Here is a 16,175-nt window from a genome sequence, read left to right as displayed (position 1 = left end):
TCGATACGACAAGACCGCGACCACCTACCAGGCGGCCCTCCACCTCGCGGCCATCCACATCTGGGCCGCGAGGTGATCGCTAAGAAACGGCCTAGTACTCCCGCTGTGGCTCGTGATCAGGGATGCGGAGGGTGCTCGTCGGCGGCCTGGGGACCGGCCCGGTCAGTACCCCTCGTCGGGGTAGCCCCACTGGACCTTCGCGCTCGCATCGGGGGCCACCTGTGCGACGGTCGACGCGAAGAGTCCTTCGAAGTGCGGCTGCCACAGGTAGAAGCGGCTGATCCCGAGCGGAAAGTCGGATTCGCCGGACACGAAGAACGCGCCGTCGTCATCCACGGCCACCCCGAGGGACACCTGAAGGATCAGGGACTCTTCGCGCAGCAGTTCTTCCAGAGCGCGGACGATCTCCCAGGCCTGCGGCTCACCGCTGACGCCTGTAACGGTGAAGGCAAGATCAATGTTGACAGACATGGGAGGAGGGTAAAGGGCTCCACCGACAGTGGCAGACAGCGGTGCATCACGTCGGCGCGGGCTCGCGGGTGCCCGTCGGCGAGTTGGCGGCAGTCACGAGCGGGCAGATCCTCCGACCGGCCCGATGCCAGTTCACAGTCGGTAGGGGTCGGTGAGGCCGGTTATCGGGACACGGGAACGCCGGGAGATGTGTTCGGTGAGTTCGTGTACGCCCACGTACGTGGTGTTGAACCTCCACACGGCTTGGTGGCCGGTCACCCGCGACGTGATCGCCACCTCGTAGGCAAAGGCGCTGCCCGCCGGAAGCGAGTTGATGGCGAACTGCGTCTCGTCGGCCTCTATCGACCGGATTTCCGACCACGCCACGCTGACCATGCGCCTGCCGGCGGCATCGACGAAACCCTCCGAGAACAGGTAGAGGCCACCACGTACGCGATGAAACCAGACATAGCCCCATAGGGTGACGATCAGCAGGCCGGTCACCACAACGGCGCGGCCCCAGGCGTTCTCCGGCCCGTTGACCAGGAAGTTCATGACGACGACGAGGATCACCAGGCACGCCGCCGCCCCGCCGAGGCCGGGGCGGCGGCGCACCCGCTGCTCGAACTCGCCGAGGTTCTCGCGGGCGGCGCGGGCCACCACGCGAGGCGCTGGCGTTTCGGTTGGCTTGCCGGTCCCGGCCATCGGGTCATGATAGCGAGCCGAAGCTCCCGACCGCCGGGCCCGTCGTCCGGCAGTGCGGCGAACTGCACGCCTCCGCCGCGCACTCGGGGGCGCTGGAGCTGCCCGGCTCCTCCTACAGGGTGCGCGCCGCCTCGATGCCGTCGGTGGTGCGGAGCAGGTCGCGTACCTGGGTGAAGTCCAGGAGACGGCCCAGTTGCACGGGCACCGGGCCCGCCACGACCAGGCGGCCGGTGTGCAGCATGCGGACCATCAGGTTGAGCATGGAGGAGTCGGCGAAGGTGATCCGGGTGACGTCGAGGACGATGCGTCGTACGGCGGGGTCGTCCGCGGCGGCTGTGCAGGCCCGGTCGAGGGGTTCGAGGGTGTCCTGGTCGAAGTCGCCCGCGCACACGATGACGCGGATACCGTCCTCGTCGGGTAGGACCCGGACCTGCTGTTCCACCTGCGTACTCCCCAGAATCTGCTTGCGGCGCCGTAGTGCGGCGCCGCTACCGGCTGACAACATACCGGCGCAGACAACACCGGTTGTCGGTGGTCCGGAATCCAGGCTCTTCCCGACCGCAGCCGGGTGGATGCGGCCGCGGTGATTCCGCTTCTGCGTTCCGCTGCGGCTCGTGGGGCGGGGCCCGTGAGCAGCGGGCGGTCGGGTGCTGCGCTGACCGATCGGGGGCAGGCGGTTAGAGTCCTTCGGTGGCCGCGTCCGCAGCGTGGCCGCGCCGAGAGGGCATAGGAGGCCGAACAGCCCGTGGTGACCCGTCCCACCCCCATAGCGTGCTCCGCCGCGTACGCGGGCAGCGAGCCGATCGCCGCAGCCCGCCACCTCGCCCGTCGTTTCCTCGCCGACGTCCAGGACGTTCACCACCTGCCGGTCAGCGACCGTGCCCTGGACCTGGTGGAGCTCGTGGTCAGCGAGCTCGTCACCAACACCCGCAAGTACGCGCCCGGCCCGAGCCGGCTCGATCTGGAAGTGCGGGACGGGTGTGTGGAAGTGGCGGTGTGGGACAGCAACCCCAACCCGCCCGCACTCCTGCCCCCCGACCCCCTGCGCATCGGACAACAAGGGCTCGCGATCGTCATGAGCGTCGCCCGCACCTTCGGGATCGAACGCGAACCCGCCGGGAAGCGCATCACCGCGGCCATCGCCCTCACCGACGGCTGAAGGACGCGGGCGGCGGGCGCGGAAGCCGCGGCCGCGGCCGGTACCTCCGCGGGCCGTCCCGGCAGCACGTGCGAGGATCACGGAGAGTTCCGCCTTGTCCGCTTTCGCAGAGGCCCGCACATGAACAGCACGTTCCTCCCCTTCCGCCGCAAGCAGGGCACCAAGGTCACCTACGAGGTGACGGGCACCGGCTCCTTCGAGGTGACCTACGCCGTCGGCAACCCTCTGAAAGGAGAGGAGAAGCGGGTCAAGACCGGCGTCACGCCGTGGAAGCAGGACGTCGTGATGTCGGGCATCAACGCGATACCCATGCTCACGATCGTCACGTCCAACCCCGAGCACCCCGACGGCTGGCTCCAGTGCACGATCTCCATCGACGGAGAACTCGCAGTGGAAGGGGCGGTGTCCTCGCGGTCAGCCAGCGCGACCTTCACGGCTCTGCCCGGCGCGACGGGCTGACGGGCTGACGGGCTGACGGCATCCGTGCGGGACCCGGTGGGCCCTCCCGCAGCGAGTGACCCCGGGGCCGGTGGCGAACACCCGGTCCGCGGCCGCCGGCAGCGGCCGTTCAGTGCCCTCGCAGGTGGCCTTCAGTCCGTGAGGAAGGCTCCCGTTCGGCAAGGGCGGCAGACGAAGACGTAGCCGAGCTGACCGCCGAGGTTCATCGAGGTCTCCCGGGTCATCCCCTCCTCCAGGTGCGCCGCGAACTCCATGGTGCCGGTGCAGGAGGGACACGCGGGCAGCCGGTCGTCCTCAAGGTAGGAGGGGCTGCCTCCGAGCGACCCGAGTACTTCGCGCTGCTGCCCGAACCGTTCGTCGGGTCCCCGCTTCCATCCCGAGCGGGCAAGGTCGTAGGCGTCAGGCTCGACCCCTTCCTCGTCGCAGGCGTCTTCGGGGTCGATCGTCACGACGTGGGTGCGGATGGCGGAGGTGGCGGGCAGCAGCGTCAGTCCCGCCACGGGTACGGCTACCGGTCGCAGTTCCTCCCGGGGAAACAGATGGACCCTGTTCGCGCTGGACCTCGCGTCCCAGAACTCACACGCCCCCGGGTCGTTCTGGCACAGGAACACCGACAGGACATCGTCCTCGACGGGGAGATGGGCGAAGAACTGGAGCGGTCCCCCGCAGCCGCACACGGGCCAGGCGAATCCGGCAGGAGCCAGCGGCACGCCCCCGGTACGCGGGACGTCGGAATCGGCCGGTGCGGAGCCGTCGTAGATCATCAGCGCTGTCTGCATGGCGGGAGGCTACTGGCCGCCTGTGACAGGCCCGCCGGAGAGGGCGCCTTACGCGGGACACCGCGGATCAGCCCTCGCCCCGGCAGACTCGGCGAGTCTGCCGGGGCGAGCCGGACCACGGCGGTTCCCGTGCGGTCGTGGTCGTCGGGTCGTAGGCCCTGCCCCCGAGGACCGCACGACGGCGCTACGGCGCGACGTCGCGGAACGTCGCGGTCAGGAGGAGATCGGGTCAGCGGACCTCGGTGACCCGGTGCTCCTTGCGCGCGCCGCAGTTGGAGTTGTACACCTGCACGTGCACGTTGCTGATGCCACCGCCCCAGTCGACGCAGTGGCCCTTGCCGTACACGTAGGCCGGGCCTGCGTACGACGTGTACCGGCCGTAGTCCTCGCCCCGCTCCGAGGTCGCGTTGACCTCGATCCACAGCGCCATGTCCACGGCCGCACCCGGGTTGTTGCGGATGGTCGCGACGCAGTTCTTGCCGCTCGCGGCGTTGTACGTCAGGTAGACGGTGCCCAGCGAGCCGATGGCGGCCGAGTTCACGGTCTTGAAGGCGCTTCCACAGACCTTCTGCGGCGTGGTGTTGGGCGCGGCGGTGGCGGGCGCCGCCAGCGCGGTCGTGGCCCCGAGGGCCAGCGCGGCGAATGCGGTGGTGGTAAGGACGGGACGGGTGAGCCTCATGTTTCCCCCTGCTGGTCATAGGAGTTGGTCGCTCCTGCATGGTGTGACATGAAGGGCGGCGGAACGGTTGCACATCGTTCGCAAAAGATGCGACCGCTTCGCCTCACCACCCCGCCCGCAGGTACGACGCCGGGCCTACCGCCACGGCACCAGCGTCCTCGCAGCGGTGCGCAGCACGTCATCCGAGCGGTGGGAGGCGAGAACGACGTCCGCAGACGGCCGACCGGCGGCGACTGTGAAAATCGCTGTCCGATCATCGGAGCGCGGTGATAGACATCCGGCGTGGAAAAGAATCTTGATTTCCCTGACCTGCTGCGACTGATCGATGAACGGTCGACCGCCTTCCGTACCGCGGTCGCCGCGGCGCCCGGTCTCGACGCAGAGGTGCCGACCTGCCCCGGGTGGACGCTGTTCGATCTGGTGAAGCACCTGGGCGGAGGGGACCGTTTCTGGGCCGCCATCGTCGGCGCGGGGCCCGCCGGCGCTCCCCCGGCCGAGGCCGTTGCCGCGCGCGCCGCTCTGGAGGTGCCGCGGGAGCGTGAGGCCCTGCTGGCCTGGCTGGCCGCGTCGACGCGGCTTCTGCTGAGCGCCCTGCGCGAGGCGGGACCGGAGGCCGGCTGCTGGGCGTGGTGGAGCGCCCTGCAGACGCCGCGGACCGCCGGCGGGGTTGCCCGGCACCGGGTCCAGGAGAGCGCGGTGCACACCTACGACGTCCGGCTCGCCTCGGGCGCCGCGCAGCCGCTGCCGTCGAAGGTCGCACTCGACGGTGTCGAGGAGTTCCTGTTCACCTGCGTCGCGACGCCCAGCGCCTGGCCGCACGAGCCCACGGCCTTCGACTTCCACGCCGCCGAGGGCCGCTCCTGGCGCCTCACGGTCGACGGCGACGGTGCACGCTCGACGCGCGTCCCCGCGCCCTCGCCCTCGCCCTCGCCCGCGGCCGAGGCCGGCGAGGACTCGGACGAGGCCGGCGCCGCCGTTCACGGCACGGCCGGTGAGTTGGTCCTCTACTTGTACGACCGTATCTCCGCCGGCTCCCTGCGCGTTGACGGAGACCCGGGGCTGCTCGACCTGCTGCGCGCCTGGGAGCCGGAGGGGTAGGACGCAGCGGGGCGGTTGGCCGTGCCCCGAGCTCGAGTCGGCAGGACACGGCTCTCGGGTTCAGGTGCTCGCACCCGCGCGTTCACCGGCGCGGCAGGAGCGCGCCCGGACGCACGGCCGGAGCAGGGGGCACGGCCCGGGGCCGGGGCTCCCGGGGCGCTGCCGCCCGGGGTGATCGGCGTGGTGGGAGACTGCCGGTATGGATATCCGTCGCAGGAACAACGTGAGCGTCGTCGGCCGTACGGATGGGTCGGTGCTCCTGCTTGCGCACGGGTTCGGCTGTGACCAGAACATGTGGCGCCTGGTCGTCCCCCGGCTGGCCGAGGATCACCAGGTGGTGCTCTTCGACTACGTGGGGTCCGGGCGCTCGGAGGCCTCGGCCTGGGACGAGCAGCGGTACGGCTCGCTGGAGGGTTACGCCCGGGACGTGCTGGAGGTCTGCGAGGAGCTGGACCTGCGGGACGTGACGTTCGTGGGGCATTCGGTCAGTGCCATGGTCGGGGTGCTCGCGGCCGCGAAGGCACCGCAGCGGTTCGCGCGGCTGGTGATGGTCGCTCCCTCTCCCCGCTACATCGACGAGGACGGGTACCGGGGCGGGTTCAGCGAGGACGACATCGACGAGCTGCTGGAGTCGCTCGAGTCGAACTATTTGGGCTGGTCGGCGGCCATGGCCCCGGTGATCATGGGCAACGCGGACCGGCCGGAGCTCGGCGAGGAGCTGACGACGTCGTTCTGCGCGACCGACCCGGGCATGGCGCGGGTCTTCGCGCGTACGACGTTCCTGTCGGACAGCCGCGGGGACCTGGGGTCGGTCACGGTGCCGACCCTGGTGCTGGAGTGCAGGCAGGATGTGATCGCTCCCCGCGAGGTCGGCGCCTACGTCCGCGACGCGATTCCCGGCAGCCGGCTGGTCACGCTGGAGGCGACGGGCCACTGCCCGCAGTTGAGCGCGCCGGAGGCCACCGCGGGCGCGATCGTCGACTTCCTCGGAGCGGCCCGGTGATGTGCCGCACCGAGGAGGACCGGGAGCCGGACGGGAAGGCGGATGCGGCCGCCGGGGACGCGGCGGTCTTCACTTCCCTGCTGGAGGACAGTGCGGAGGAGCTGTACGAGCAGGCGCCGTGCGGTTACCTGTCGACGCTGATGGACGGCACCATCGCGAAGATCAACACCACGCTGCTGGAGTGGCTGGGCCTGGAGCGGTCCGAGGTGGTGGGACGGATGCGGTTCGCCGACCTGCTCACCGTGGGCGGCAAGCTGTACCACGAGACGCACTTCGCGCCGATGGTGCAGATGAAGGGTGAGGTCAGCGGGGTCGCCCTGGACCTCAGGGCCGCGGGCAGGAAGCGGATGCCGGTCCTGGTCACCTCGCGGGTGAAGACCGGCGGCGCCGGCGAGCCGCTGCTGATCCGCACGACGGTCTTCGACGCCCGGGAGCGCCGCGCCTACGAGACCGAGCTGCTGCGGGGCCGCCAGGCCGCCGAGGAGGCCCGGCGGGAGGCCGAGGAGGCGCGGCGTCAGGCGGAGGAGGCGCGCCGTCGGGCGGAGGAGGACCGCGAACGGCTCCAGGAGGCCCTGGCCGTCCTCCAGCAGAACCTGCTGCCCCTCGCGCTGCCCGAGGTGCCGGGGCTGGAAGCCGCCTCATACTACCACACGGCCTCCCCGGACCTGCTCGGCGGAGACTTCTACGACCTGTTCCCCCTGGATGCGGGCCGGTGGGCGTTCTTCCTCGGCGACGTGTGCGGCAAGGGCCCCAAGGCCGCCGCGGTCACCTCGCTGACCCGCTACACCCTGCGGGCCGCCGCGCTGCACGATCCCGACCCCGTCACCGTGCTGGCCACCTTGAACACCGTGCTGTACGACCGGTACAGCAGCGGCGGCGACCCCCGCTACTGCACCGCCGTCTTCGGTGTCCTGGAGCCGGGCGGCGACCACGTCGGCGTGCACCTGGCCTCCGGCGGCCATCCCGCCGCGCTGATCCAGCGCGCCGACGGGCACAGCGACTACCTGCCCACCCCGGGCGGAATGCTGATCGGGATCCTCTCCTGGGCCCGGTTCACGGCCGCCCGCACCCGGCTGTTCCCCGGCGACACCCTGCTGCTCTACACCGACGGCCTCACCGAGGCACGCACCGGTCCCGCCCGTGAGCTCTACGGCGAGGAGGCCCTGCGCGCCTTCACCGGTGCCCAGCCGCCGGCGGGACCGCAGTCCCTGATCACCGCGCTGAGCGGCCTCCTCGCCGGGTTCGGCGACGGCCTGGACGACGACACCGCCCTCCTCGCCCTCGGCGTGCCCGCACCCCCGCGCACCGCCGGGAGCGGGACCTGAGACGAGCGGGTCGCCGGGCGCAGCGTGCGGCTACACGGTGCGGGCGGTCTCGATGTCCGGGGTGACCTGGAACAGGGTTCGGGCCTGGGTGAGTTCCAGGACCCGTTCCAGGGAGTGGGGCAGGGGGCCGACGAGGACGAGGGTGCTGCCGCGGCGGAGGCGGAAGAGCTCGTTGAGCATGGAGGAGTCGGCGAAGGTGATGCGGCTGACGTCCAGCACGATCCGCCGGATCGCCGGGTCGGCGAGGGCGGCGGCGCCGGCCTCGCGGACGGCGCCGAGGGTCTGCTGGTCGAACTCCCCCGCGCACACGATGACGCGTACCCCGTCGTCCCGGTCCGGCAGGGGAAGGACCTGCTGCTCCCCCGGCGCCTTGTCGTCGGTTCGGGGCGCGGGGTCGGTGTCGGCGAGCAGGCCGGCGTGGCGCAGCGCGCGGAGGATGACCTGGGCGAGGGCGTCGGGGTCCGGCTCGCGGGGACGGACCACGGCGAGGTACGCGGCGATTCTGGTGGAGATCGTTTTCGCTACTTCTTCATCGCTCATGCGTACCTGTCTGCTGTGTTCCACTCGTGCCGGCCATTCCGGCATGGGCGGTACGCGCTTTATGTCTGGGTTGTTATGAGGCGCTGGACGGTGGTGATCGTCTTCCCGCCGCCGTGGCGGGGGGTGATGTCGACGTGTTCGGCGAGGCGCCGGACGAGGGGCCACCCGTATCCCCCGGGGTGCCCGTGGGCGGTGGGGCGGGGCTCGGGGTGCCGGGGGCTGGCGTCGCTGACGGCCAGGTGCAGGGTGTCGCCGTCGAGGGCGGCGTGGAAGGCGGTGATGCCGCCGCCGTGGCGGATCGCGTTGGTGACGAGCTCCGAGGTGACCAGGAGGGCGTCCGCGGCGCCGGTGCTGTCGAGGGCGGCGCCCGCGGCCCGGAGCAGCTCGGCGACCCGCCTGCGGGCGGCCGCCGCGGTGCCGATCGCCTGCGCCGCGGGGCGGCCGTTGCCGTCGCCTGGGGTGCCGTCGTCGTCCGCGGGCGGATTCACGCTGTATCGCCTGCCCTTGGTGAGGGGGTTCGAACCGGTGGGTGTGCCGTGTTCAGCATGTCATCCCCGCGTGGACACTGTCGGCCCACCGGAAGGCGGGCCGGGTGCTGGTGACCTCGAACAGGCGGCTGACCGCGGTCTGCAGCGGGCCGGCGAGGACGAGGAGGGTTCCGGCCGCCGTGTGGGCCTGCCGGGCTGCGAGGAGGGCGTGGAGGGCGGAGGAGTCCGCGAAGGACACCTCCGACAGGTCGACCACGGTCCGCGGGGAGCCGCCGGCCGCCGCGGCGGACAGGGCTCGGGTGAGGGCGGGGCTGGTGCCGTCGTCCAGGTCGCCGTGCACGCGGACGACGGTCGTGCCGTCGGGTGTGGTCTCGATGGCCACCGTCTCGTCTCTGTCTCCGATCATGGCGCACATCCTCGTACACACGTCCGCAGGTTGAGGGTTGCGGCCGGAGGGGCCGACGGTGCGGCGGCCGAATGGTCTGACGGCCTCTGCGGCCCGGTAGAGCCGTTCCGGGCCTTTTCGGGGGCCTGTGGTTCCGCCGGCGGGGTGACGGCTCTCACTGTGTTCCGTCCGTGAAGGGGGCGCGTGCGGGCGGTGGGAGACGGTGCGCCGAGGGGTGGCCGGTTGCCAGGAGGGTGCCGGATGGAGGATGGTTGCCGCGAGGCAACCATTTTCTCCGAGAGGCTATGAGGTGAGGGGTTCGTCCAACGGGCCCTCGCATTTTGGTGAATACCACTCAGGAAGCTGCCACCGCGGTACGTACGCCGTGGAGTGAGGCCCCCTACCCCGTGCTTGTCGCCGACGGCAGGGGAACCCTGCTGTTCGCCAACGAGGTTGCCGGCCTCCTCTTCCCCGGCGCCCGCCCGGGGTCACCGATCGCGGGCAGCGTGCCCGCCTGGCTCTCCGACGCCCACGTCCGCTGTCTCGTGCCCGGCGCTGCCGGGCCCGGGGCGGCCGGAGCCGAGGGGCTGGTGGAGGGTCCGGTCGGGGAGCGTTCGTACGAGGCGCATCCGACGGTGCGCGAGGACGGCACGGTGGTGTGGTGGCTGGTCGACGACACCGACCACCGCCTGGCCCGTGAGGCCCTGCGGATCGAGCGGGAGCGCACCGCGTTCCTGGGGCAGGCGTCGAACCTGCTGCTGTCCTCGCTGAACCTGGAGCGGTGCATGGACGTCACCGCGCAGATGGCCGCCGAGCACCTCGCGGACGCGGCCCTGGTCATCTCCCCCGCCCGTGGCCGGGAGCTGCCGGTCGTGTCCTGCCTGCGCGGCGGGACGCCGAAGTCGTCGCGGGTCACCGCGCTCGCGGACGCGGTCCCGGGTCTGGCGGAGGCGCTGCAGGGGTTCCCGCCCGTGCCGTCCCGCTGGATCGATCCCGCGACCGCCCCGGCCTGGCTGATCCCCGAGGGCTTCGGGGAGGTGGGGTCGATCGTCATCACGCCGCTGCCCGGGCACGGCGTTCCCGCGGGCGCCCTGGTCCTGCTGCGCCGTACCGGGGGCGCCGGGTTCACCGAGGAGGAAGAGGTCTTCGCGCGCCTGTTCGCGGCCCGCGCCGGGGCGGCGATGTCGGCGGCCCGGCTGTACGCGGAGCAGGCGTCGATAAGCGAGACGCTGATGCGGGACCTGCTGCCCCCGTTCCTGCACCAGGTCTCCGGTGTCGAGTACGCGGGCGGCTACCGGGCCTCCCAGGACCACGAGCGGATCGGCGGGGACTTCTACGACGTCCACCCCGCCGCCGTCGAGGGCGACGCCTCGCTCGTCGTCCTCGGCGACGTCTGCGGCAAGGGCCTGGAAGCAGCCGTGCTGACGGGCAAGATCCGCAACACCCTGCACGCCCTGCTCCCCATGGCGGACGACCACCAGCGGATGCTGAAGCTCCTCAACACCGCCCTGCTGAACACGCACAACGCCCGCTTCGCCACCATGGTCCTCGCCTCCGCGGCCCGTGAGGGCAGCACCGTGAAGCTGCGGCTGACCAGCGCCGGGCACCCCGCGCCGCTGATCGTGCGCGCCGACGGCCGCGTGGAGGAGGCGGCCACGCACGGCACGCTCGTCGGCGCACTGCCCGACGTGACGGCGGCGACCGTGCTCGCGACGCTGGCACCGGGTGATGCCTGCGTGCTGTTCACCGACGGGATCACCGAGGCCCGCGGCGGGCCGATGGGCGACGACATGTTCGGCGAGGCCCGCCTCCAGCGCGTCCTCGCGGAGTGCGCCGGGATCCCGGCGGAGGCGGTCGTGGAGCGGGTGCAGATGCTCGCCTCCGAATGGGTCGGCACCGGGACCCACGACGACATGGCCGTCGTGGTCGTCTCCGCCCCGCCGACCAACCATCTCAGCGCGGTGAACGGCCGCACGCGGGGCAGGTTCACAGCGTGACGGTACGACCGGCGGGCCCCGGAGCCCTTGAGGACCTGGTGGAACGGCTGTGGGCGGTGGTCCTGGCCGGCGACGAGCGCGGGGCGGCCGCCGTGGTCCGCCGGGCGCTCGATGACGGCACGGGCCCCGAGGCGGTCCTGCTCGACGTGATCGCACGGGTGCAGGGCCGGGTCGGCGAGGAGTGGGCCGGCAACCGGATCACCGTCGCCCAGGAACACGCCGCGACCGCGATCAACGAGCGCGCCGTCGCCGTCGTCGCCGAACACCCCGCGGCCGCCACCGAACCGTCCCTGGGGCGGGTCCTGGTGGCGTGCGTCGACGGCGAGTGGCACGGCCTGCCGGCCCGGCTCGTCGCCGAAGTCCTCCGGCTGCGCGGCTGGCACGTCGACTACCTCGGCGCCCACGTCCCCACCCCGCACCTCGTCGCGCACATCCACCGCACCGGGCCGGACGTCGTCGCCCTCTCCAGCTCGATCCCGACCCGGTTGCCGACCGCGCACGCCACGATCACCGCCTGCCAGGCCGCCGGCACCCCCGTCCTCGTCGGCGGAGCCGCGTTCGGCCCCGATGGCGAGTACGCCCGCCTGCTCGGCGCCGACGCCTGGGCTCCCGACGCCCGTACGGCCGCCGACCGGCTTCAGGGCCGCCCGCTGCCGCGCCCGCAGCCCGACCACCAGCCCATCGACGACCTGCCGCACCTGGCCGACCAGGAGTACACCCTCGTCACCCGTACCCGCCGCCAACTCGTCCGCAGCGTCTTCACCGGGCTGGAGGAGAGGTACCCGGCGATGCGCGGCTACGACGAGGCGCAGCGCGAGCGCACCGCCGAGGACCTGTCCCACATCGTGGAGTTCCTCGGGACCGCCCTCTACACCGGCGACGAGAAGCTGTTCTCCCGCTTCCTGCTGTGGACGGCCGGCATCCTCGAAGCCCGCGGGGTCCCCGCGCAGAGCCTGCCGCCCGCCCTCGACGTCCTGGGCCGCGAGCTGAAGGACTTCCCCCGGGCCACCGACATCCTGCGTCACGCGACCGTGCGCCTGACCGGTACGCCCCTCACCGTGGGCGGAGTGGCCGGATGAACCCCGCACCGGGCCCGCTCCGCCTCACCCGCACCGACACGGGCACGGGCACGGGCACGGACATGGGCAGCGCGGTCCGCATCGAACTGCACGGCGACTTCGACCACCACCACGCCGACGCCCTCCTCGACGCCGTCACCGAAGCCCTCGCCGAACCGGGCCGGACGCGCGATCTGCACGTGGACTGCGCGGGGGTGAGCGCCGTCGACTCCAGCGGCCTGTCGACGCTCCTGATGGCCCGGCGCGCCACCGACGCCGCCGGCGTACGGCTCCACCTCCACAACCGGCCGGCGAAGCTGGACCGGATGCTGCAGATCACCGGCACCCTGGAGCACCTCACCGGCCACAGCGACAGCGGCCGCCCGTCCACCGCCGCCCCGGGGCGGATCAGCGCAACAGCGGCACCGGTTCCGGCCCGCTCCGGCGGACCGGAAGCGGTCACCTGACGCGCGGAGGCGGACACCGCGCTCCCGCAGAGAGAAACGCAGATGCCCGTACAGGCCTCCGGGCCCCCCGTCCCCCGCCACGGCGGCGCGCACCCGATCGGCGACATCGCCGAACTCCTCGACGTCCTGTACGAGAACGCCCGCCAGGGCGCCGGCACGTCGGCGGTCTCCGCGACCCAGCTGCGGCTGCTGTTCCTCGTCGACCGCCGGCCCGGCCTGCGCATGCGGGATCTCGCCCAACTCCTCGGCGCGACCGCTCCCTCGATGACCCGGCTCTGCGACCGCCTCGAAGCCACCGGACTCCTGCGCCGCCGCCCCTGCCCGGGCAACGGCCGCGAGGTCATCCTCGGGCTGACCCCCGCCGGGGAGTCACACCTCGCGGAGATACGCGCAACCCGTGAGCGCCGGCTCGCCCTCGCCCTGGACGCGATGCCCGCCGACGGCCGGCAGGCACTGGCCCGGGGCCTCGCCGCCCTGCGACACGGCATCACCACCACCACCGCCGCCACCACCGGCACCGCCGGACGGGCGCGGTGAGGTCGAGGCGGCCGCCGTCAAGGGCGGTTACGCGCGCAGTACCTGGTCGAAGTAGCCGGGTCTGGTGGGCGGCAGGACGCGGGGGGCGCGCGTGTAGCGGTGGGTCCGGGTCTGCCAGGTGTGGTAACCGCTCATCCAGGCGCCCATGATCTCGACGTAGGTCCCTGCCGCGGCCCGCTCCTGCCCGCTCAAGCCGAGCCGGGAGTACAGGCCGGGCAGCTGCGGCGCGAGTTCCCGGAAGCGCTCGACCCGGCGGCGGACTTCCTCACGGGCCTGCTCGACGGCCTCCTCGCGGGTGCAGCCCTGTTCGTGTTCGATGACCAGGACGAGGTTGTCCATGTCGTTTCGCGCCTCCTCCTTCTCCAGGGAGTAGACGTCGTTGCACATGAAGGTGACGTCGGTGGCGGCCTGTCGCATGATCCGCAGCTGCGGGCTGTGGAAGGCGGCCGCCGGGACGGTGATGCCCGCGGCCCTCTCGCCCAGGGAGAGCGGCAGGTCGGTGCCCGCGATGCCGCGGCGGACCTGGAGATACGTCTCCATGTCACCGGGGGTCCCGCGGAGGCGGCCGATGGCCTCGTGTGCCTGAGTGGCGAAGTAGTACTCCCACTCGTGCGCGCACCGCGCGACCCAGCCGCGATCGGCGCCGTCGGTGCAGCGCGTCCAGATGTCGGCGAACGCCGCCGTACAGGCGTCCGCGCCCCGGGCGGGGCGGGCGCCGTGGACGAGGTCGATCATCTGCCGGCAGACGGCAGCGGCCCTGGCGGGATCCCGGCCCAGAGCGCCGTCGAACTGGTCGTCGAAGACGAAGAAGAACGCCATCGCGTCCGTGCACAGATCGAGCGCCGGTCCCCGGGCGTAGGGGAATCCCAGCGCGGCCAGCCGCGCCATGTCCCATGACGCGTACCACTCCAGCGAACGGCCCTCCCCGACCAGGCCGGTCGCGGCCACCCAGGACAGGTTCCGCTCCCTCGCACCCTCCACATCCGCGCTGAGGGCAACCGGAAAGGGGAGGTGGAACTCGACGTCCTGCGGCATGTGAACCTCCGTGAAGCGCACGGCTCGGTGGAATCCCTCGGTCACCTTCGGCCGGGCCCGCCGGGATCGTCCGGCTTCCCCGATGCGGCACGGCGGCCGCCGATCCGGAAGATCCGGAAGATCCGGAAGACGTCCTGCCGGAGGCCCGGTCCTGTGTCACCGTTCGCGGTGGACCTCTTCGCGGTGGACCTCTTCGCGTACCTGCTCGGACCGGTCAACGGCGCACTCGATAGCGCAGGTGGAGTACCCGGTTGCCCTGAATCACCACGTCAGGATCCTCCAACAGGTGCTGCGCGTGGACCGACCCGAAGTAGCGCCTGCCGGACCCGAACACGACGGGTACGACGTCCATGCGCACCTCGTCGACCAGGCCCGCGGCAAGCATCTGGCCACCGACGTCGCCGGCGGCGACCTCGACCGTGCGGTCACCTGCGAGCTCCTGCGCCGTGGCCATGGCCGCCTCGACGCCGTCGGCGAAGTGGAACGGCGCCTCGGGGTCCCAGCCCTCGGGCATCGGCCGGTGCGACACGACGACCACGTGGTCGATGCCGCTCGGGGGCTTCCCGTCCCAACCGTCCGTCAGGTCGAAGACGCGGCGGCCGGCGATCGTGACGCCGATCCGGTCCCAGTACGGCCGGGTGTAGTCGTAGGACGTCTGCGACACCTTCAGCAGACCGCTCTCGTCCAACGGGACGTCACCGCTGGACAACCAGTCGAACAGCGGTCCGGGCTGGTCGTTCTCGTCCGCGACGAAGCCGTCCACCGACACCGAGCCGTACATGACAACCTTGCCCACGGGGCTCTCCTCTGCTTCGGGATGCCTCAAATTAGCGCGTCGTGAGCTGTCGCTCCGGTCCGGCGGGATTCTCGTGCGGTGCGTTCGAGCAACGCCCGGCGGGCGGTCGGGGCCCGTACCCCCTGCCGTGTGCAGCGCTTGCCGGGCGTTCAGCTCCGCCCGAAGGTCCACGGCACGCCTTCGCAGACCGCGTCCACGCCCTCGCGTCGCAGCACGGTCACGATCTTCCCGAACTGCCGCAGGCTGAGCCCGCTGAAGGGGGCAGAGCGGGACGGCTCCGGCGCCGTGATCACACCGGCCGCAGCGCGATCGTTTCATCTTGATGATGCTGCGGGCCGGCGAGCCGTTGGTGGGACACATCTCAGTCGTGTGAACGGATTCGGCGTGAGAGCCTCACGTCCGTGGCTACTGAATCCGAAGTGGGAGAGCTGTTGCACCAGCGCGGCTGGCGGACGGCATTCACGGTCGCTGACAGGGTGAACGCATGGGCCGCCCTGGCGAACATCATCGAACACGGCTACGGCGACGACATCTACGAGTACACCAACGACCTCTACTGCCGGAACTGGCTGCACGAGGCGTGGGTCCTGCTGGACGAGCACATCGTCCAGCTCTGGACCCCGCAGATCAAAGCTCTGGACGCTCGGTACAGGGCCGCGACCGTCGACGACGACGGCCAGGCACTCGGTCAGTTCCACCGGCTGCCCGGCCCCGACCTGTGGTGGTGGCGGCGCCACCCCCGCATCCTCACCGGAGACCTCGGGCGTTCGCTACGCGGGGTCGGTGCCATCGGCACCGACCCCGACGCGGCATGATCCTCAGCCTGGGTGAGGCCTCACCGTGACCGGTCGTCAAGCGAGGGGCGGGATCGCGGGGATCGGAGGGTCTACGGCTTCCTGAGGCGGGAGCGCTGCCACGATCGGATGGTCCCGTTCGATCGGACCGACCTTCGAGCTGCTGCCGGGGGCGCCGAGGTCGGAGAAGAACTCGGCGTTCACGGTGCTGAAGTGCTGCCATTCCTGCGGGGTGTCGTCCTCGAAGAAGATCGCCTCGACCGGGCACACCGGCTCGCACGCTCCGCAGTCGATGCACTCGTCAGGCTGGATGTAGAGCATCCGCTCGCCCTCGTAGATGCAGTCGAGAGGGCACTCGTCGATGCATGCCTTGTCCTTGACATCCACACAGGGCAAGGCGATCACAAACGTCACCGAACTG

The 16,175-nt window shown here is 71.7% G+C and carries 21 protein-coding genes and 1 pseudogene; 10 read left to right on the top strand and 12 right to left on the bottom strand.

Annotated features, from left to right (window positions below; translation table 11 throughout):
• Nucleotides 1-162: 162 nt before the first annotated feature.
• The 3 genes from ACZ6S8_RS37550 to ACZ6S8_RS37540 all read right to left on the bottom strand — a co-directional run bounded on the left by ACZ6S8_RS37550 (nt 163) and on the right by ACZ6S8_RS37540 (nt 1,597).
• Nucleotides 163-471, bottom strand: a complete 309-nt coding sequence (locus tag ACZ6S8_RS37550) for a hypothetical protein (RefSeq protein WP_469462630.1) — start codon at nt 469-471, stop codon at nt 163-165.
• 132 nt (nt 472-603) lie between these two features.
• Nucleotides 604-1,155 carry a DUF6585 family protein gene (locus ACZ6S8_RS37545; RefSeq protein ID WP_469462628.1) on the bottom strand — a complete coding sequence of 184 codons (552 nt, stop codon included), beginning with the start codon at nt 1,153-1,155 and terminating at the stop codon, nt 604-606.
• A 112-nt stretch (nt 1,156-1,267) separates the two neighbouring features.
• Nucleotides 1,268-1,597 (bottom strand): STAS domain-containing protein, encoded by a 330-nt coding sequence (locus ACZ6S8_RS37540; RefSeq protein ID WP_469462626.1) that lies wholly within the window; start codon nt 1,595-1,597, stop codon nt 1,268-1,270.
• Nucleotides 1,598-1,900: 303 nt separating this feature from the next.
• On the opposite strand from ACZ6S8_RS37540, the gene ACZ6S8_RS37535 reads away from it, so the two are divergent.
• Both ACZ6S8_RS37535 and ACZ6S8_RS37530 read left to right on the top strand, forming a co-directional pair.
• Nucleotides 1,901-2,314 carry an ATP-binding protein gene (locus tag ACZ6S8_RS37535; protein WP_469462624.1) on the top strand — a complete coding sequence of 138 codons (414 nt, stop codon included), beginning with the start codon at nt 1,901-1,903 and terminating at the stop codon, nt 2,312-2,314.
• Between the two features lie 120 nt (nt 2,315-2,434).
• A complete protein-coding gene (locus ACZ6S8_RS37530) occupies nt 2,435-2,773 on the top strand; it encodes a hypothetical protein (RefSeq protein WP_469462622.1) in 339 nt (112 codons plus the stop codon).
• A 131-nt stretch (nt 2,774-2,904) separates the two neighbouring features.
• Here ACZ6S8_RS37530 and ACZ6S8_RS37525 read toward each other — a convergent pair whose 3' ends face one another.
• Both ACZ6S8_RS37525 and ACZ6S8_RS37520 read right to left on the bottom strand, forming a co-directional pair.
• Complete coding sequence (locus tag ACZ6S8_RS37525; protein WP_469462620.1) at nt 2,905-3,552, bottom strand: YwqG family protein; 648 nt, start codon at nt 3,550-3,552, stop codon at nt 2,905-2,907.
• Nucleotides 3,553-3,781: 229 nt separating this feature from the next.
• Nucleotides 3,782-4,231, bottom strand: a complete 450-nt coding sequence (locus ACZ6S8_RS37520; protein ID WP_469462619.1) for a spore-associated protein — start codon at nt 4,229-4,231, stop codon at nt 3,782-3,784.
• A gap of 282 nt (nt 4,232-4,513) precedes the next feature.
• On the opposite strand from ACZ6S8_RS37520, the gene ACZ6S8_RS37515 reads away from it, so the two are divergent.
• From ACZ6S8_RS37515 to ACZ6S8_RS37505, 3 genes are all read left to right on the top strand, one after another.
• Nucleotides 4,514-5,329, top strand: coding sequence for a maleylpyruvate isomerase family mycothiol-dependent enzyme (locus ACZ6S8_RS37515; RefSeq protein ID WP_469462618.1), 816 nt, complete (start codon nt 4,514-4,516; stop codon nt 5,327-5,329).
• A gap of 199 nt (nt 5,330-5,528) precedes the next feature.
• Nucleotides 5,529-6,332, top strand: coding sequence for an alpha/beta fold hydrolase (locus tag ACZ6S8_RS37510; protein ID WP_469462617.1), 804 nt, complete (start codon nt 5,529-5,531; stop codon nt 6,330-6,332).
• Nucleotides 6,332-7,657, top strand: a complete 1,326-nt coding sequence (locus ACZ6S8_RS37505; protein ID WP_469462615.1) for a SpoIIE family protein phosphatase — start codon at nt 6,332-6,334, stop codon at nt 7,655-7,657. Before ACZ6S8_RS37510 ends, ACZ6S8_RS37505 begins: the two co-directional genes overlap by 1 nt.
• Before the next feature lie 30 nt (nt 7,658-7,687).
• Here the strand turns inward: ACZ6S8_RS37505 and ACZ6S8_RS37500 are convergent, their stop codons facing one another.
• From ACZ6S8_RS37500 to ACZ6S8_RS37490, 3 genes are read right to left on the bottom strand one after another with little or no spacing between them, the layout of a single operon-like run.
• Nucleotides 7,688-8,197, bottom strand: coding sequence for an STAS domain-containing protein (locus tag ACZ6S8_RS37500; RefSeq protein ID WP_469462614.1), 510 nt, complete (start codon nt 8,195-8,197; stop codon nt 7,688-7,690).
• Between the two features lie 59 nt (nt 8,198-8,256).
• Nucleotides 8,257-8,685 carry an ATP-binding protein gene (locus tag ACZ6S8_RS37495; RefSeq protein WP_469462612.1) on the bottom strand — a complete coding sequence of 143 codons (429 nt, stop codon included), beginning with the start codon at nt 8,683-8,685 and terminating at the stop codon, nt 8,257-8,259.
• 52 nt (nt 8,686-8,737) lie between these two features.
• Nucleotides 8,738-9,091, bottom strand: a complete 354-nt coding sequence (locus ACZ6S8_RS37490; RefSeq protein WP_469462610.1) for an STAS domain-containing protein — start codon at nt 9,089-9,091, stop codon at nt 8,738-8,740.
• A 386-nt stretch (nt 9,092-9,477) separates the two neighbouring features.
• Here ACZ6S8_RS37490 and ACZ6S8_RS37485 point away from each other — a divergent pair, with 386 nt between their 5' ends.
• Genes ACZ6S8_RS37485 through ACZ6S8_RS37470 form a run of 4 tightly spaced genes read left to right on the top strand, consistent with a single transcriptional unit; the run spans nt 9,478 to nt 13,129 of the window.
• Entirely contained in the window at nt 9,478-11,067 is a 1,590-nt protein-coding gene (locus tag ACZ6S8_RS37485) for a PP2C family protein-serine/threonine phosphatase (RefSeq protein WP_469462608.1), read from the top strand.
• Nucleotides 11,064-12,146 carry a cobalamin B12-binding domain-containing protein gene (locus tag ACZ6S8_RS37480; RefSeq protein ID WP_469462606.1) on the top strand — a complete coding sequence of 361 codons (1,083 nt, stop codon included), beginning with the start codon at nt 11,064-11,066 and terminating at the stop codon, nt 12,144-12,146. Before ACZ6S8_RS37485 ends, ACZ6S8_RS37480 begins: the two co-directional genes overlap by 4 nt.
• Complete coding sequence (locus ACZ6S8_RS37475) at nt 12,143-12,592, top strand: STAS domain-containing protein (RefSeq protein WP_469462604.1); 450 nt, start codon at nt 12,143-12,145, stop codon at nt 12,590-12,592. Before ACZ6S8_RS37480 ends, ACZ6S8_RS37475 begins: the two co-directional genes overlap by 4 nt.
• Before the next feature lie 42 nt (nt 12,593-12,634).
• Complete coding sequence (locus tag ACZ6S8_RS37470) at nt 12,635-13,129, top strand: MarR family winged helix-turn-helix transcriptional regulator (protein WP_469462602.1); 495 nt, start codon at nt 12,635-12,637, stop codon at nt 13,127-13,129.
• A gap of 27 nt (nt 13,130-13,156) precedes the next feature.
• Here ACZ6S8_RS37470 and ACZ6S8_RS37465 read toward each other — a convergent pair whose 3' ends face one another.
• The 3 genes and pseudogenes from ACZ6S8_RS37465 to ACZ6S8_RS37455 all read right to left on the bottom strand — a co-directional run.
• Nucleotides 13,157-14,164, bottom strand: coding sequence for a terpene synthase family protein (locus ACZ6S8_RS37465; protein ID WP_469462600.1), 1,008 nt, complete (start codon nt 14,162-14,164; stop codon nt 13,157-13,159).
• Nucleotides 14,165-14,378: 214 nt separating this feature from the next.
• Nucleotides 14,379-14,960 carry a dihydrofolate reductase family protein gene (locus ACZ6S8_RS37460; RefSeq protein ID WP_469462598.1) on the bottom strand — a complete coding sequence of 194 codons (582 nt, stop codon included), beginning with the start codon at nt 14,958-14,960 and terminating at the stop codon, nt 14,379-14,381.
• A gap of 164 nt (nt 14,961-15,124) precedes the next feature.
• Nucleotides 15,125-15,253, bottom strand: a pseudogene (locus ACZ6S8_RS37455) (IS5/IS1182 family transposase); the annotation flags it as partial.
• Between the two features lie 108 nt (nt 15,254-15,361).
• Between ACZ6S8_RS37455 and ACZ6S8_RS37450 the strand changes: the two are divergent.
• On the top strand, nt 15,362-15,775 hold the full coding sequence (locus ACZ6S8_RS37450) for a hypothetical protein (RefSeq protein ID WP_469462596.1): 414 nt from the start codon (nt 15,362-15,364) through the stop codon (nt 15,773-15,775).
• A gap of 36 nt (nt 15,776-15,811) precedes the next feature.
• Here ACZ6S8_RS37450 and fdxA read toward each other — a convergent pair whose 3' ends face one another.
• Nucleotides 15,812-16,168 carry a ferredoxin gene (fdxA, locus tag ACZ6S8_RS37445; RefSeq protein ID WP_469462594.1) on the bottom strand — a complete coding sequence of 119 codons (357 nt, stop codon included), beginning with the start codon at nt 16,166-16,168 and terminating at the stop codon, nt 15,812-15,814.
• Nucleotides 16,169-16,175 lie beyond the last annotated feature (7 nt).

It is taken from the genome of Streptomyces sp. NPDC048461 (assembly GCF_055587105.1).
Note: the sequence above shows the minus strand (reverse complement) of the source record. Positions and strands in the feature narration are given on the sequence as shown.

Bases quoted from the DNA above. Each gene is read 5' to 3' on its own strand.
- ACZ6S8_RS37550 (WP_469462630.1), bottom strand. From the start codon at position 471: ATGTCTGTCAACATTGATCTTGCCTTCACCGTTACAGGCGTCAGCGGT.
- ACZ6S8_RS37545 (WP_469462628.1), bottom strand. From the start codon at position 1,155: ATGGCCGGGACCGGCAAGCCAACCGAAACGCCAGCGCCTCGCGTGGTG.
- ACZ6S8_RS37530 (WP_469462622.1), top strand. From the start codon at position 2,435: ATGAACAGCACGTTCCTCCCCTTCCGCCGCAAGCAGGGCACCAAGGTC.
- ACZ6S8_RS37525 (WP_469462620.1), bottom strand. From the start codon at position 3,552: ATGCAGACAGCGCTGATGATCTACGACGGCTCCGCACCGGCCGATTCC.
- ACZ6S8_RS37520 (WP_469462619.1), bottom strand. From the start codon at position 4,231: ATGAGGCTCACCCGTCCCGTCCTTACCACCACCGCATTCGCCGCGCTG.
- ACZ6S8_RS37510 (WP_469462617.1), top strand. From the start codon at position 5,529: ATGGATATCCGTCGCAGGAACAACGTGAGCGTCGTCGGCCGTACGGAT.
- ACZ6S8_RS37505 (WP_469462615.1), top strand. From the start codon at position 6,332: ATGTGCCGCACCGAGGAGGACCGGGAGCCGGACGGGAAGGCGGATGCG.
- ACZ6S8_RS37500 (WP_469462614.1), bottom strand. From the start codon at position 8,197: ATGAGCGATGAAGAAGTAGCGAAAACGATCTCCACCAGAATCGCCGCG.
- ACZ6S8_RS37490 (WP_469462610.1), bottom strand. From the start codon at position 9,091: ATGATCGGAGACAGAGACGAGACGGTGGCCATCGAGACCACACCCGAC.
- ACZ6S8_RS37475 (WP_469462604.1), top strand. From the start codon at position 12,143: ATGAACCCCGCACCGGGCCCGCTCCGCCTCACCCGCACCGACACGGGC.
- ACZ6S8_RS37470 (WP_469462602.1), top strand. From the start codon at position 12,635: ATGCCCGTACAGGCCTCCGGGCCCCCCGTCCCCCGCCACGGCGGCGCG.
- ACZ6S8_RS37465 (WP_469462600.1), bottom strand. From the start codon at position 14,164: ATGCCGCAGGACGTCGAGTTCCACCTCCCCTTTCCGGTTGCCCTCAGC.